The organism is Enterobacter cloacae complex sp. CARB60, assembly GCF_036487345.1.
GTDB lineage: Bacteria > Pseudomonadota > Gammaproteobacteria > Enterobacterales > Enterobacteriaceae > Enterobacter > Enterobacter asburiae_D.
Genome location: NZ_JAZKLC010000002.1, coordinates 950010 through 964910, shown reverse-complemented (window position 1 = coordinate 964910; position 14901 = coordinate 950010). Strand labels below are relative to the sequence as shown.

Sequence of the window (14901 nt, the reverse complement as noted above, 5' to 3'; positions counted from 1 at the left end):
AATGGACGATCTGGATAATGCGCTCGACTCCGAAAGCGGCTACACCGGCGCGCGACGGATCGTGATCTTCTCGCTGCTGATGTTTGTGGTGCTGGGCGTCTGGGCGTGGTTTGGCGTGCTGGACGAGGTGTCAACCGGCTCGGGTAAAGTGATCCCCAGCTCGCGCGAGCAGGTCTTACAGTCTCTCGACGGCGGGATCCTCACCGAGCTTAACGTCCACGAGGGCGATCAGGTGCAGGCCGGACAGATACTGGCGCGGCTCGATCCGACGCGTTCCGAATCGAACGTCGGCGAAAGCGCGGCGCGCTATCGGGCTTCACTGGCCTCCAGCGCCCGCCTGTACGCCGAGGTGAACGATCTCCCGCTGAAGTTCCCCCCCTCGCTGGCAAAATGGCCGGATTTGATTGCTGACGAAACGCGACTCTACAACTCCCGCCGCGCGCAGCTGGAGGATACCCAGCGGGAGCTGCGCGCCGCGTTAGATCTCGCCAATAAGGAGCTGGCCATCACCCAGCGTCTGGTCAAAACCGGCGCCGCCAGCCACGTGGAGGTGCTGCGCCTGCAGCGGCAGAAAAGCGATCTGGAGCTGAAGCTCACCGACGTGCGCTCGCAGTATTACGTTCAGGCGCGCGAGGCGCTCTCCAAAGCCAACGCGGAGGTGGATATGGTTTCGGCGATCCTCAAGGGCCGCCAGGACTCCGTCACCCGTCTGACGGTAAAATCCCCGGTGCGCGGGATCGTGAAAAACATCAAGGTCACCACCATCGGCGGCGTGATCCCGCCCAACGGCGAGCTGATGGAGATTGTGCCGGTGGACGATCACCTGCTGATTGAAACCCGCCTGTCGCCGCGCGATATCGCCTTTATCCACCCGAACCAGGAGGCGCTGGTCAAAATCACCGCCTACGATTACGCCATTTACGGTGGGCTTCACGGGGTGGTGGAGACGATATCCCCGGACACCATTCAGGACGAAGCCAAGCCGGAAGTGTTCTATTACCGGGTGTTTATCCGTACCAGCCAGGATTACCTGGTGAATAAGGCGGGCAGGCACTTCTCGATTGTGCCGGGAATGATTGCGACGGTGGACATTAAGACCGGAGAGAAAACGGTGCTGGATTATCTGATCAAGCCGTTTAACCGGGCGAAAGAGGCGCTGAGGGAGCGGTAGTCAATCGCCTTACCGGGTCTACGTTCTAAAGCTAAGGGGAACGTGGTTTTCTCCCTCTCCCTGTGGGAGAGGGCTGGGGTGAGGGCGTCACAAAACGTGGAAAACCGAGGGAGCGAGAATCGAACACCCCTAACATAACCTCCCCACTTCTTCTGCTAAAGTAGCCCAAACTCATTTTCAGGAAGAAACCATGCGCCAACGAACCATAGTCTGCCCCATCATCCAGAACGACGGTGCCTACCTGCTGTGTAAAATGGCCGACGATCGCGGCGTGTTCCCCGGCCAGTGGGCCCTCTCCGGTGGAGGAATGGAGCCGGGCGAAACAATGGAACAGGCGCTGCGCCGTGAGATCCGCGAAGAGCTTGGCGAAGCGCTGGAGATCGTCTCGGTCACACCGTGGGCTTTTCGAGATGACATCAGGGTGAAAACCTACGCCGATGGCACCACTGAGGAGATTTACATGATCTATCTGATCTTCGACTGCATCAGTGCCAACCGGGAAGTCACGTTTAATGAAGAGTTTCAGGAGATCGCCTGGGTTTATCCGGAATCGTTAAAAGAGCTGGATCTCAACGAAGCCACGCACATTACCTTCGCCCAAAAGGGCCTGCTGTAAATTCAGACCGGAACACGGGCGACATACACCCCAATATAGCGCGCAAATTTCCCGAGAAACACGCCGGCAAACACGCCGCCGGAGACGATCGCCAGCGCGCTCATGGCGGGCTGCTGCATCGTCTGGGGAGAGACCGCGCTCATCACGCCCAGCACATACTTCACCCCGAACGCCAGCATCATAAACGGCAGCGCGGTGTAGTCTGCCTGGCGGAAAAGGGTGCGCGGCGCCTCTGCGCGGGTGATAACAGCCTGCTTAATCAGGAAATACCCCAGCACGGCCCCGGCGAGGATCCCCGCCGTCCACAATGCGACAGTCCCGGGGGTTAACGTGCGGTAGACCACCAGATCGTAAATATCCCAGATAAGAAAGATCGCCGGAATAATGGCAAGCCTCTCCAGCGTAACGGTGGCGGGCCTGCGGGCTTTAATGCCGCGAGAGATGAGGAAAATAAACAGCATCCACACCCAGGCGGGCGTGTGCGTAACGACACCGATCAGAAATTCAAACATGGAACTCACCATGAACGATCGCGGCCCGTGCCGCCCTGAACGCGTATTGCGCATAACGGCAGAAATGCCATTATGCGCAGGTCTTTTAGAGCGATTTTTTCAGGCGTTGAACCGCCTCTTTCAGATCTTCATCCGTTGGCGTCACAAATGACATGCGCAGCGTCGTTGGGTCTGGCTCATTGCAGTAGAAAAATTCGCCCGGCACAAATACTACGCCGATACTTAACGTTTTTTCCAGCCAGCGGGTGGTATTAGTACCATTATTCATTTTCGCCCACAGGAACATGCCGCCCTTCGGCTTGTGGAACGACATCACATCGCCCAGCTCGGCCTCCAGCTCGGTTGCGAACGTCTGGTATTTCTGGCGATAGGCTTCGCGGATCGTTTTAATCTGATCGGGCAGACGACCGGTTTTCAGGTACTCATACGTCATCAGCTGCGACAGCGTGCTGGTGTGCAGATCGGTGGTTTGCTTAAGGTTCACCACCGCGCGCTTCAGCCATTCCGGCACCAGCACCCAGCCTACGCGAGTCCCCGGCGCGAGAATTTTAGAGAAGGTTGAGGTATACACCACGTTCTCTTCGTTGCCGATATCTTTGGCATGGGCAATTAACGGGCGGAAGACTTCGTCGGTATAGTTAATTTCGCTGTACGGATCGTCTTCGATAATCACGAAGTCATAGCGCTTTGATAATTCCACCAGCTTTTTGCGACGTACTTCAGAAAGGGTTACCCCGCCAGGGTTGCCAAACGTCGGAACAATATAGACCGCTTTGATAGCTTTCTTTGCCACCAGGGCCTCAAGTTCGTCGACCTTCATACCGTCGCCGTCGGTGCCAACGGATTCAAAGTTGGCCTGCGCCAGGCCGAAGACCTGCAGCGCGGCGAGATAGGTTGGACGCTCAACGACAACGGTGTCACCCGGGTTGATTAACGCACGCGCCAGCACGTCAAGCGATTGCTGTGAACCAGAGGTCACGACCACATCATCGGCCTTACAGGCGATACCGCGCCCCTCGCAGATGCGCTGAATTTCCTCGCGCAGCCCCGGGACGCCTTCCGTCAGGCCGTACTGAAACGCCTCGCCAAAATGCTGTGATAAGACGGCATTGGCAGCAATTTTAAGCCCTTCGTGATCGAACAGATCGGGATTAGGAATACCCCCGCCCAGCGAAATCACCCCTGCCATTTTGCTATGTTTTAATAATTCACGGATAGCAGATGATTGCAGGCCCTGCGCGCTGCTGGCGAGTTTGTTTGCAGACATTCTTTGATTACCTTCTTTTTTTATATTGTGCCCAATCTTAGCAGAATATGGGCGATAAATTCCGTAAGCTTAGGCAGTTGACGTAAATCCTGACGCCACAATAAATGCACGGGTCTCGGTGCCGGAATGTACTCCTCCATCACCCGCACCAGCCTGCCGCTTTCCAGATCCTCCGCCACCAGCACCTCCGGCTGCAGCAACAGCCCCGCCCCGGCTCGCGCCGCCATGCGTAAGCCGTAGCCGTCGTTACATCTTAAGATCGCATCCCGCTTCCAGCGCACCTCCCCTTCCACACCCGGCAGCCGCCACTCGTTGCGTGCCGTCCACACCGTGTGCGAAAGACACAGATGATCCACCAGATCGGCAGGCGTTTGCGGCGTGCCGTGTCGCGCTAAATAATCCGGCGCGGCGCAGATCACCATGTTGTAGGGGCACAGGTATTTCGCCACCAGATCGTCATTGCGAACGTCACCAATGCGAATGGCCAGATCGACGCCCTCCTCCACCAGATCGACCATCCGGTTGGTGAGATCCAGCTCGATGCGTACCTCCGGGTAGCGCTGTAAAAAGGTTGCCGTCAGCGGGGCAATCACGCAGCCGCCAAACGACGTGGGTGCCGTGACGCGCAGGGTGCCGGACGGTGCGGCGCGCAGCCGCTCGACTGCATTTTCAGCAATGGAGACCTGCTCCAGCACCCGCTTCGCCTCGTCGAAATAGACCCGTCCGGCATCGGTCAGGCTCTGACGGCGCGTGTTGCGCTCCAGCAGTCGCGTGCCGAGCTGGGACTCCAGCAGCGCAACGTACTTGCCCACCATCACCGCCGACATCTCCAGACGTGACGCCGCGCCGGTAAAGCTGCCGCTTTCCACCACCGCAATAAACGTCTCCATACCGCGAAGCTTATCCATATTCCAAACCCCTAGTTAGCAATCTTCTAACTTTAACCCAGTTTATCTGCATTTTAATTTATTAAAGAATGAAGGCTCACAACATGAGGAGTCGGCTATGAAAATCGTCATTATTGGTGCCAGCGGTACGGTCGGTCGTGCAGTAGCGGAAGAGCTGGGTCGTCGCCACGAGGTCATCCGCGTGGGCCGCACGCAGGGAGACGAGCAGGTGGATATCACCTCGCAGGCGAGCGTCCAGGCGCTGTTTGAGAAAATCGGCCCGGTGGATGCGATTGTCTCCGCCAGCGGTGGCCTTCACTTTGGCCCGCTCGCGACCATGAAAGACAGCGACTTCAACCAGGGCCTGCAGGATAAACTGCTCGGGCAGGTGCGCCTGGCGCTGACCGGCCAGCACTACCTGAACGAAGGCGGCTCGATTACGCTGATAAGCGGGATTGTGGCGCACGAGCCGATTGCTCAGGGAGTTAACGCCACCACGGTAAACGCGGCGCTGGAAGGGTTTGTTCGCGCTGCCGCCTGCGAGCTGCCGCGCGGGATCCGCATCAACCTCATTAGCCCAACGGTGCTCACCGAATCCGCCGAAGCGTATGACGGCTTCTTCCCCGGCTTTGAGAGCGTTCCCGCCGCAACCGTGGCGAACGCCTACCGCCGCAGCGTGGAAGGGGTGCAGAGCGGGCGGGTGTATAAGGTGGGTTACTGAGCCTTACGGGCGGCGATCAGTACCAGCATCGGGCGCTCCGCCTCTTCGGCCAGCGCGGGCCAGGCGTCAATCTGCGCCTGCGCTGGCCCCCACTCGTTGACTTCGCTTACCGTTAATCCGGCCCTGATGAGCGCGTTAAGCGTGGTGCCCAGCGTGCGGTGGTATTTCACCACCCCGTCCGCCAGCCAGTTGCTGACGCGCTTGCCTTCATCCTGATAATGGTTCACGCCCCAGAACCGCTCGCCGCTGTCGTCGGTCAGCCAGCCCTGACGGGTGGCGCAGGTGTATATCGGGTGCTCCATCGAAAAGACCAGGCTGCCGCCGGGTTTGAGCGCACGCTGAACCCCGGCGAACAGCGTGTCCAGCTCCGGCAGGTAGTGCAGCGCCAGGGAGCTGTAGACCAGATCGAGGCTGTTCTCGTTGAGCGTGAGAGATTCCAGATCGCTACGCTGATAGTGAACCTGTGGATCAGCGGTAAGCTCCGCCGCGCGGGCGAGCATCTTTTCTGAGATATCGACTCCCGTGACGTCAGCAGCGCCCAGCTCGCGCGCTGCGCGGCAGAACCAGCCGTAGCCGCAGCCGAGATCGACAACCGATTTGCCGGTTAAATCCGGCAGCATGGCCTTAAGCGCGGGCCACTCCGGCGCGCCGTCCAGACCCTGAACCGAGCGCGAAAGCTGGGCGTAGCCCTCGAAAAACGCCGGATTGTCGTAGATGTTTTGTGCCATGGCAGATCCCTCTTTAAGAATGTGACTCCCAGTATAAAACATTGCCGGGTGGCGCTGCGCTTACCCGGCCTACGATTTGAGGGTTTCAGTAGGCCGGGTAAGCGCAGCGCCACCCGGCTCGCTTTTAGCCTACGGTACCCCAGACCAGATTTCCCTTATGGAACGTCGCGGTACGCGGTGAAATGCGCGCCACGGCCTCGGCGGAGCAGGAGGCATCCACCAGCACAAAGCTGGCGTCGTCCTGCGCTTTTGGCCACACGCGCTCGCCTTTGTCGTTCAGCGGCAACACGTCGCCGGTGGCGATACCGAGCGCGCGGGAGAGCGTCTGCTCGTTGGGGCGAATATAGAGCTGCGCATAGAGATTCGCTTTCTCCAGCATGTCCCCCAGACCGTACGGCGACCAGTGATCGATCACGCTGTCGGTGCCGGTCATCACGAACACGCCCTTCTCGCGCAGCTGCTTCAGCGGCATATGCAGGGTGCCAATCGGCACGGTGGAGGCGATGGTCACCTGCTGCGCCGCCATGCGGGTGGCGATCTCATCCACCTGCTGCTCGTTGAGCGTCGCCAGCGCGAAGGCGTGGCTGATGGTGAGTTTCCCCTTCAACTCCGGCGTTTTCTCCACGGTTTCGACCATATAGTTCACCGCCGCCACGCCCGCCGGGCTGGTTTCGTGCAGGTGAATGTCTACCCCTTTGTCGTAATCCAGCGCAATCTGGAACATGGTGTCGAGCGATTTCTCCATGGCGCCGTCGACGTTGGTGGGGTCCAGCCCGCCCACGTAGTGCGCCCCGGCCTGCATCGCCTCGCGCATCAGCTTTTCAGAATTCGACAGCAGCAGCCCGTGCTGCGGGAAGGCGACGATTTCGCAGTCAAAACCCGCTTTGCGGCGCGCCAGCACCGCCTGCAAATTTTCCAGGTTTTTCAGGCCAGAAACCGGCTCAATGTTGCAGTGGCTGCGGGCGATGGAGGAACCTTTGGACTGGATCAGGTCGATCAGCTTTTCCGCACGCTCCTGGGTGTAGGGCTGCAGCTCCGGCAGCAGCTTCTGCTCAAGGCGGATCATGTCCTGAATCGTGGTGCCCGCCGGACGGTTCAGGGAGCGCCACGGGCCGCCGTAAAAGGTTTTATCCAGATGGATGTGCATGTCGCGCATCGCCGGGAGCATCAGCTTGCCGCCTGCGTCATAGTGCGGCAGCGTGGCGTCGGCGTGGCTCTTGTTGTCGCGCAGGGCGACGATCTTCCCGTCTTTAATTTCCAGCGTTTTCAGCTCGGTGCGGGTGCTCGTCGCTACGCTGCCGTCGACGTTAAACCCGGCCTCCAGCAGCACGTTGTCGAGGTAGTAGTGTTTTGCGGTGATGTTCATGGGTTTGCCGGTCTCGCAGGTTGGCTTTGCGGTATCCGCAGCATACGCGACGGAGCCGGTCGCGCCAAACAGCGCGCAGGCGGTGACCATTTTGCCGCTCTGGCTAATAAACTCGCGGCGGCTTTTATTTTCACTCATCTTATCTTCCTTCATTAACAATATGGGTGCCGGTTTCCCCGCGCAGCGCCGCGGGCAGGCAGTCCGGCGAGGTGACGATCACCCGCTTGCCGCCGTGGTGTAAAAATTCCAGCGAGGCGACGATTTTGGGCAGCATGCTGCCCGCCGGGAAGTGGCCTTCGTCCATATAACGCGTCATCTGCGCCACGTTAACGGTGTCCAGCGCCTGCTGGTTTGGCTTGCCGAAGTTGACGCACACCTTTTCCACGCCGGTGGTAATCACCAGCACGTCGGCACCGATCTCCCGCGCCAGCAGCGCCGTGGAGAGATCTTTATCAATCACCGCATCGACGCTCTGGTAATCGCCCTGCGCCGAGCGCACAACGGGGATCCCGCCGCCGCCCGCGCCAATCACAACAAAGCCTTTTTGCGTCAGGGTTTTGATGGCCTCCGATTCGACAATCCGCAGCGGCTGGGGTGAGGCCACCACGCGACGATAGCCCCGACCGGAGTCTTCTACGAAATGCCAGTCCGGATGGGCGATTTGTAGTTCATCACGCTGCGCCTCGCTGAAGAACGCGCCGATCGGTTTCGTCGGGTGCGTAAAGCCGGGATCGTTTTTATCCACCTCAACCTGCGTAACGACCGTGACCGCTTTTTGCTCCCCGCGCGCGGCCAGGCGGTTGTTGAGCGCCTGCTGGATCAGGTAGCCGATACCGCCCTGGGTGTCCGCCACGCAGTTTGCCAGCGGGGTCAGCGGGAGCCCTTCCCGCTCGTGGGCGATTTCGGCGCGGCGCAGATCCAGCCCCACCTGGGGGCCGTTGCCGTGGGTGAGCACGATGTCATAGTCGGAGGCCAGCATTTCCAGCACCGACTCCGCCACCGCTTTCACCGCCTGCGCCTGATGTTCAACCGACTGGCTGGCGTTGTCTTTGATAATGCTGTTGCCGCCGATGGCGACGACCATAAGCTCTTTCATTTTGTTTCCTTTAGAAGGTGCGTTCTGGTGCCCTCACCCCGGCCCTCTCCCAAAGGGAGAGGGGGATTAACAGAGATATCCAGCACATGCTTCACCACAAACATGCCGCCCATCATCAGATACGCGGTGACGAACATCAGCGAACTGCCTTCGGCAAATCCCACCACCGGGGCGTGGATCACGCCAAACAGCGCAAGCAGTGCGCCCACGGCAGCAGCAATCGCGCCCCGCAGCGGCTTGTTGATGATGGCGAAGATGGCGATACAGCCCCACAGCATGCTGGCGAGCGGTGCGCCGTTCCCCAGATGGACTAATCCCTCGTAGTAGATCCCCTTGCTGTGCAGCACGTCGGTGTCGATTTTGACCGCGCTGGTGCCTGCCGCCCCCATCACGCTGTTCATCATGGTCAGCGCCCATTTGGCGATCCACGGGAACAGGCAGATGAAGATAACGGGCACCTCCACTTTGGGGGTTTCCCTTACCACCTGGTTGGCGGTGACGACGCCGATAAACACCAGAATTGGCACGATGGCGGTCATCGGAATGATGGCGAGCATAAACGCCCCCAGCCCGAACAGCGGCACGATGAACATGGTCACGCCGGAGGCTAGCGTGTAGCCGATGCTGGCCCCCATCGCTTTCCAGCCTGGGTGGCCGACGTAGACCGTCACCGGGAACGGGTTCCCCATCAGGCAGCCGAGCATGGAGGCCAGGCCGTTCGCCAGCATTACCTTACGCGTTGGGTACGCATCCCCCGCCGCGTGGGCGCTTTCGATGTTCTCCAGGTCAAAGATGTAGTTCGCCAGCCCCAGCGGCACGGCAGAGGCAAGATACGGCAACGCGTGCGGCAGGCCCTGCAGGAAGCCTTCCACGTGCACCTGCGGCGGGTTAAAGCCGAAGGATGACATGGACGCTTTAATCGCTTCCGGGCTTTGCAGGCCGGAAATCCACGCAAGCGCCGTACCGGCTATCAGCAGCAGCAGGCCGGTCGGGATACGGGCGAAAATCGGCTTTTTGCCAAACCAGTTAATGAAGATCAGCAGCAATACGATGAACGACACGGTCGGCGCTTCGAACGCCTGCAGCATCGGGTTCATCGCCAGCAGCAGCAGGCCTAAACCGGAGAGGCACGACAGCAGCACGGTACGCGGGATCATCTTGCGGATGGTTTCCCCTAAAAACGAACCGCCCGCGAGGATCATCGCCTCCACGAAGCACCACACCAGGCCAATCTGGATCGCGAACTCCGCATCGCCCGTTTGCTGGTAGACCGGCATTAAGACCAGAAAGGTCACGGTAAAAATTGACGGCGCGCTCGGGCCGGACGGCAGCGCGGTGACGTCCGTACGCCCGGTGGCGCGCGCCATCTGCATGCCGAACCATGCGTAGCAAATACTCGCGGCCAGCACCGCCAGCCCGAAGGCCGGCGCGATGCGTCCATAAACAATCTCCTTCGGGATGCCGACGACAAAAATGAGCAGCCCCATCATGGTCAGCAAATTGGTCAGGTTGTTGGTCATCAACCCGAAATAGGCCGCCCAGTCACCTCTTTTCCACTCCAGTTTCATGTTTTTCATGGATGCATGCCTTATAAAAAGTAGCGATCGCGGAAGGTCAACAGCGCCTTTTCAAAACAGCTAAACGGCGGGTGAACGATGCCCGCCCCAATCATGCCGATGCCCGCGTCTTTATGGGCAATGGCGGTGTTAATCACCGGCAGAATGCCGCTGCCCGCGACTTTGGTGATGTCGATCGCGGTCGGAATCCCCATAAACGAGAGCAGCGGAATGGTGACGTTCGGGTTTTCGCCGAGGGTGATTTCGCGCATCTGACGGGAGAAGTCGATGGCTTCATCCACCGTCCCGCCCACCAGCGCAACAATCGCCGGGGCCGTCGCCATCGCAAAGCCGCCGATGCCGTAGGTTTCGGTAATCGCGCTGTCGCCGATATCCAGCCCGGAGTCTTCCGGCCTATAGCCCGCGAACATCGGGCCAATCACCTGCTGCGCCGGGCCGGTGAACCACTGCCCCGGCAGGCCGGAAACGCGCAGGCCAAACTCGTAGCCGTTGCGCGCCATGGTGGTAACGACGGTGCTGTACTCAATGCCGTGAGCGGCGTCCAGCGCGGCTTTACACATCGCCATCCACGTCGGGCCGGAGAAGTAGTCGCTGCTGGCGACAAACTCGAACACCTCGCGCTGCTGCTCCACCGGATAGCCCGCCTGGATCAGCCCCGGCGTCAGCGCCTGGATCAGCAGCGTGGTGCCCGCGTTGTTGCGGTTGTGGCACTCGTCGCCCATGTGCAGCGCCTGCGCCAGCATCAGGCGCAGGTCGATTTCGCCGATAATCTTCATCGCGTCGCGCAGCATCGGGCCGAGCACGTCGCGCATCCAGTTCAGGCGGTCGATCACGCTCTGGTCGTTGGCCCCCATGCGCAGGATCTTCGCCATCTGCTCGCTGAGGTTGGTGAAGGCGCGGTTGCCGTAGGTTTTGTTTTCAACGATGTGCATAAACATCGACGCGGAGGTGACGCCCGCCATCGAGCCCACGCAATCATGCTCGTGGCACGGCGAGAAGGTAATATCGCCTGAGGCCGCCAGCCTTGCCGCGTCGTCCAGATCTTTCGCCAGCCCTTCAAACACCAGCGCCCCGGTGACCGCGCCCTTCATCGCCCCGCACATATTTTCCCAGGAGACGGGTGGACCGGCGTGCAGAATGGTGGTGCGGGTCATCCCCGGCACAACGTTAATGGCCTGGTCATAGCCCACCAGCACCGGATGGGACTGAATAATACGCTCAAGGGCGATTTGGTTAGCGGCGGCGATTTTCTCCGCCAGCGGTTTTTCCGCCAGCTGGTCGAGCGCCTCAACGACCTGCATATTGCCCTGCCCCGGCGGCGTCCATTCGAGCAGGGTCACGGGAACGTGCTGTTTTTTGAGATCGTCGCTGAACATTGCAATGCCAACGTTAATGACGTTCAGCGGCTGGTTGAATAAGGTCGTCATTATGCTTTCTCCCCTTTGCAAACAAATTCGCGAGCCAGTAATCCGGTGTTGGTACTGCTGCTGGCCCAGATGACGCCTGCGTCGGTCAGCAGCTGACACTGCTGCGCCAGCGACTGCGGATCCTGGTCGGTGCCGAGCACGTAGCCGAGGATCTCAAGCGGACGGCGATCGGCCTTCGCGATGGCCTGCGCCTCTTTGATAGCGTCGATCATCACCCCCACCGGATCCTCATGCGCGCCAAAGCCCAGCACGAAGTCCATGACGATCACGCCCACCTCCGGATCGCGCGCCTCCTGCAGCAGGCGGCTGATGCGGTTGGTCGGGTCGATCATCGGGTGCGGCTTGCCGTTGGTGAAGTCGTCGTCGCCAAAGTCGAGGAAGGTGTGGGCTTTACTGACGCTGATGTCGCTCAGGCGCTTAGCCGGATCCGGCTGGATGTTGCTGTAAACGTCGTCGAACTTCTCCAGTGCCGCGAACATCGCCTCGTCGCACAGGGTGCCGCCGCAGAACAGGCCGCGAATGTACTTCTGCCGCGGCGTCAGGCGGGCGCGCACCTCTTCAATCAAAGGCCAGTTGAGCGGATGCAGATCGAGGGACTCTTTTTTGATGCCGGTGAGCAGGACGGCCTTCAGGGCAGCCTCTTTAGTGCCGCGCGCAAACTGCAGGCCGTCTTCATCGGCAGGCGGTTCGCTGCGGCCGAGGAAACAGACAACCACCGGCTTGCGGCAGGCTCTGGCGCGGGTCAGCACCTTTTCTGCCACCGCTGGCGCGGGCGGCTTGGAGATCAGCGCGATAACCTGGGTGCCCTCGTCGGCTTCCAGCATATCAATGGCGTCGAGCATCATCAGGCCGCCAATTTTCTCGCTGAGATCGCGCCCGCCGGTGCCAATCAGCTGCGACACGCCGCCGCCGAATTCGTGAATGCGCACGCTCAGCTCCTGGCTGCCGGTGCCGGATGCGCCGACGATGCCAATTGGCCCGCGGCGCACCGCGTTAGCAAAGCACAGCCCCGCGCCGTTGATGATGGCGGTGCCGCAGTCCGGCCCCATCATCAGCAGCCCTTTCCGGTGCGCGAGCTGCTTCAGCGCCAGCTCGTCGTCGAGCGATACGTTATCGGAGAAGAGCATCACGTTAAGATCGTTTTCCAGCGCCTGGCGCGCTTCGCGGGCGGCGAAGGTACCGTTGACGGAAATGACCGCGAGGTTGCTGTCCGGGCGATGGGTTTTGGCGCTGGCAATCGTCGCGTAGCGCGCCTCATGGGAGCCTGCGCTCTCTTTACGGGTGAACAGCGCTTCAATAGCGGCCAGCGTTTCATCATTCGCCGCGTCGCCTTTAATCACGATCATCAGGTCGCCGTTTTTAGCCTCGGCTAATTCCGGCGTTAATAGCCCGAGGTTTTTTAAGACGCCTTTGTTCATTTCCGTTGCCATGGCCACAAAAGCCTGCTCGACGCCCGCTAATTTATTGGCTTTGGTGGAAACGGACATTAATGATACGGAGTCAAAATAGGTGTTCTTTTTTATGACGATTTTCGTTGGCATTATTTTCTCCTGAAAGCGGATAAAAGGGGGCCGCCGTCGTGCAAAATGCACGTCGGTAAAAAATACTTTTGAATTAACGGCCAGCCGGAAAAGGCTGGCCGAATACGTTATGCGCCCGCCGCCAGCAGCAGGTCGGCTATCGCATCGAAGCCTTTTTCCCGCGCCAGTTCGAGCGGGGTTTTGCCGTATTTATCGGTCATGTGCGGGTTCGCGCCATGCTCCAGCAAAAGCTTGACGATCTCCTGCTGCTTCGCGCCGCCGTCATTGAGCACGATCGCTTCCAGCAGCGGCGTCCAGCCGACAAAGTTGGTGTGGTTGACGTTGATATCGGTTTTTTCCAGCAGCTCGCGCACGATCTCCACGTGCCCTTTTTCACTGGCTGGCGTAATGCCCACGCCGCCAAAACGCGTCAGGCGGTCGAGATCCGGATTTGCCGGAAGGACAATGCGCAGCAGGGTGATATCGTTGGTCAGGCAGCTAATCAGGAAGGGGTTAAAGCAGGTCTGATCCTGTTTATCAATATCCGCCCCGGCGGAAATTAATAATTCTACGCAGGAATAATGCTTTTTCAGGCTGGCAATAATAACGGCGGTTCTTTTCTGGCGGTTGGTGGCGTTAATATCCACGCCTTTTTCCAGGCAGGCTTTTAGCGCATCGCTATTGCCCTCTTCTGCCGCCAGCAGAAATTCAGTAACGAGTTCGTTCGCAGACATATTCAGACTCCCGATGTTTTTATTTCTGTTGACCTGAGAATAGCAACAGCCTGGTCATAAAAGAATCCGCTTAAAAATGATTCATCGACAGTCAATTCATTGTTGAGGTAAATTCAACAAACCGGTCAAAACGTGCGTCTGTGCAACCTTTTCCTTATGTTTCCCCGCGTTTTAGCGCCCGACACTGCATTATGCTTATGTCTGACGAAGCCTTACCGCGTGCGGCTTTCGACAAAGAGTCAGAACTGTGATCGGCTTCAAATGCGTTGTAACAGCGCTGTTAAAATATGTTCAAAACTGATGGCTGAAGGGAGTGAGATATGAATTCCATCTTTACAGAAGAGAATCTGCTGGCCTTTACTACCGCCGCACGCTTCGGCAGCTTCAGCAAAGCCGCCGCCGAGCTGGGCGTGACGACCTCCGCCATCAGTTACACCATTAAGCGCATGGAGACCGGGCTGGACGTGGTGCTGTTTGTCCGCAGCACGCGCAGCATTGAGCTGACCGAGTCCGGGTTTTACTTTTACCGTAAGGCCACCGACCTGCTTAACGACTTCCACGCCATCAAGCGCGGCATAGATACTATTTCGCAGGGCATTGAGGCGCGGGTGCGCATCTGTATCAATCAGCTTTTATATACGCCGCGCCACACCGCCAGGCTGCTGCAGGTGCTGAAAAAACAGTTTCCGACCTGTCAGATCACCGTGACCACCGAGGTGTACAACGGCGTCTGGGACTCCATCATCAACAACCAGGCCAATATCGCGATTGGCGCGCCGGACACGCTGCTCGACGGCGGCGGGATTGATTACACCGAGATCGGCGCCATCCGCTGGGTCTTTGCCATCGCGCCTGAACACCCGCTGGCGTTCACCCCGGAGCCGATAGCGGAAAGCCAGCTGCGCCTGTATCCCAACATCATGGTGGAAGATACCGCGCACACCATTAACAAAAAGGTCGGCTGGCTGCTGCACGGGCAGGAGGCCATTCTGGTGCCGGACTTTAACACCAAATGTCAGTGTCAGATCCTGGGGGAAGGGATAGGTTTTTTACCGGAGTATATGACCCGCGAGGCGGTAGAAGCGGGGCTGCTGGTTACCCGACGTATTAATAACCCGCGTCAGGACTCTCGTATGCTGCTCGCCACGCAGCATGCCGCAACCGGCCAGGTCACGCGGTGGATCAAACAGCAGTTTGGCCCCGCGGGGGTGCTGACCCACATCTATAGCGATCTCCTCTGGCGCGAGGCCACAAATTAGTTTAGCATTTACTTAATTAA

General features: G+C 59.2%; 14 protein-coding genes. 4 read left to right on the top strand and 10 right to left on the bottom strand.

What is annotated here, in order from left to right; translation table 11 throughout:
• Window position 1: 1 nt before the first annotated feature.
• The gene (locus V4835_RS05780; RefSeq protein WP_331414090.1) at window positions 2-1171 is read left to right on the top strand and encodes an HlyD family efflux transporter periplasmic adaptor subunit; all 1170 of its coding nucleotides are present in this window, start codon (window positions 2-4) and stop codon (window positions 1169-1171) included.
• A 190-nt stretch (window positions 1172-1361) separates the two neighbouring features.
• Complete coding sequence (gene nudI / locus V4835_RS05775) at window positions 1362-1787, top strand: nucleoside triphosphatase NudI (RefSeq protein WP_331411492.1); 426 nt, start codon at window positions 1362-1364, stop codon at window positions 1785-1787.
• Window positions 1788-1789: 2 nt separating this feature from the next.
• On the opposite strand, the gene V4835_RS05770 is transcribed toward nudI, so the two are convergent.
• The 3 genes from V4835_RS05770 to V4835_RS05760 form a co-directional block, all read right to left on the bottom strand.
• The gene (locus tag V4835_RS05770; RefSeq protein ID WP_331411490.1) at window positions 1790-2299 is read right to left on the bottom strand and encodes a DUF6622 family protein; all 510 of its coding nucleotides are present in this window, start codon (window positions 2297-2299) and stop codon (window positions 1790-1792) included.
• Window positions 2300-2384: 85 nt separating this feature from the next.
• Window positions 2385-3566 (bottom strand): aminotransferase-like domain-containing protein, encoded by a 1182-nt coding sequence (locus V4835_RS05765; protein ID WP_331411489.1) that lies wholly within the window; start codon window positions 3564-3566, stop codon window positions 2385-2387.
• A gap of 20 nt (window positions 3567-3586) precedes the next feature.
• Window positions 3587-4474 (bottom strand): LysR family transcriptional regulator, encoded by an 888-nt coding sequence (locus V4835_RS05760; RefSeq protein WP_331411488.1) that lies wholly within the window; start codon window positions 4472-4474, stop codon window positions 3587-3589.
• A 97-nt stretch (window positions 4475-4571) separates the two neighbouring features.
• Here V4835_RS05760 and V4835_RS05755 point away from each other — a divergent pair, with 97 nt between their 5' ends.
• Window positions 4572-5174: a short chain dehydrogenase gene (locus V4835_RS05755; protein ID WP_331411487.1), complete on the top strand. Its 603-nt coding sequence runs from the start codon at window positions 4572-4574 to the stop codon at window positions 5172-5174.
• Here V4835_RS05755 and V4835_RS05750 read toward each other — a convergent pair.
• From V4835_RS05750 to V4835_RS05720, 7 genes are all read right to left on the bottom strand, one after another.
• Entirely contained in the window at window positions 5168-5902 is a 735-nt protein-coding gene (locus V4835_RS05750) for a class I SAM-dependent methyltransferase (RefSeq protein WP_331411486.1), read from the bottom strand. The genes V4835_RS05755 and V4835_RS05750 overlap by 7 nt on opposite strands.
• Before the next feature lie 124 nt (window positions 5903-6026).
• Complete coding sequence (locus V4835_RS05745) at window positions 6027-7406, bottom strand: amidohydrolase family protein (protein ID WP_331411485.1); 1380 nt, start codon at window positions 7404-7406, stop codon at window positions 6027-6029.
• Window position 7407: 1 nt separating this feature from the next.
• Window positions 7408-8364: a carbamate kinase family protein gene (locus V4835_RS05740; RefSeq protein WP_331411484.1), complete on the bottom strand. Its 957-nt coding sequence runs from the start codon at window positions 8362-8364 to the stop codon at window positions 7408-7410.
• Complete coding sequence (locus tag V4835_RS05735; RefSeq protein ID WP_331411483.1) at window positions 8361-9941, bottom strand: xanthine permease; 1581 nt, start codon at window positions 9939-9941, stop codon at window positions 8361-8363. The genes V4835_RS05740 and V4835_RS05735 overlap by 4 nt, the downstream gene beginning before the upstream one ends.
• 11 nt (window positions 9942-9952) lie before the next feature.
• Window positions 9953-11368: a DUF1116 domain-containing protein gene (locus V4835_RS05730; protein WP_331411482.1), complete on the bottom strand. Its 1416-nt coding sequence runs from the start codon at window positions 11366-11368 to the stop codon at window positions 9953-9955.
• A complete protein-coding gene (gene fdrA, locus V4835_RS05725; RefSeq protein WP_331411481.1) occupies window positions 11368-12909 on the bottom strand; it encodes an acyl-CoA synthetase FdrA in 1542 nt (513 codons plus the stop codon). The genes V4835_RS05730 and fdrA overlap by 1 nt, the downstream gene beginning before the upstream one ends.
• A 107-nt stretch (window positions 12910-13016) precedes the next feature.
• The gene (locus V4835_RS05720; protein ID WP_331411480.1) at window positions 13017-13622 is read right to left on the bottom strand and encodes an ankyrin repeat domain-containing protein; all 606 of its coding nucleotides are present in this window, start codon (window positions 13620-13622) and stop codon (window positions 13017-13019) included.
• Window positions 13623-13942: 320 nt separating this feature from the next.
• Between V4835_RS05720 and V4835_RS05715 the strand changes: the two genes are divergently transcribed.
• A complete protein-coding gene (locus tag V4835_RS05715; RefSeq protein ID WP_331411479.1) occupies window positions 13943-14881 on the top strand; it encodes a LysR substrate-binding domain-containing protein in 939 nt (312 codons plus the stop codon).
• Window positions 14882-14901 lie beyond the last annotated feature (20 nt).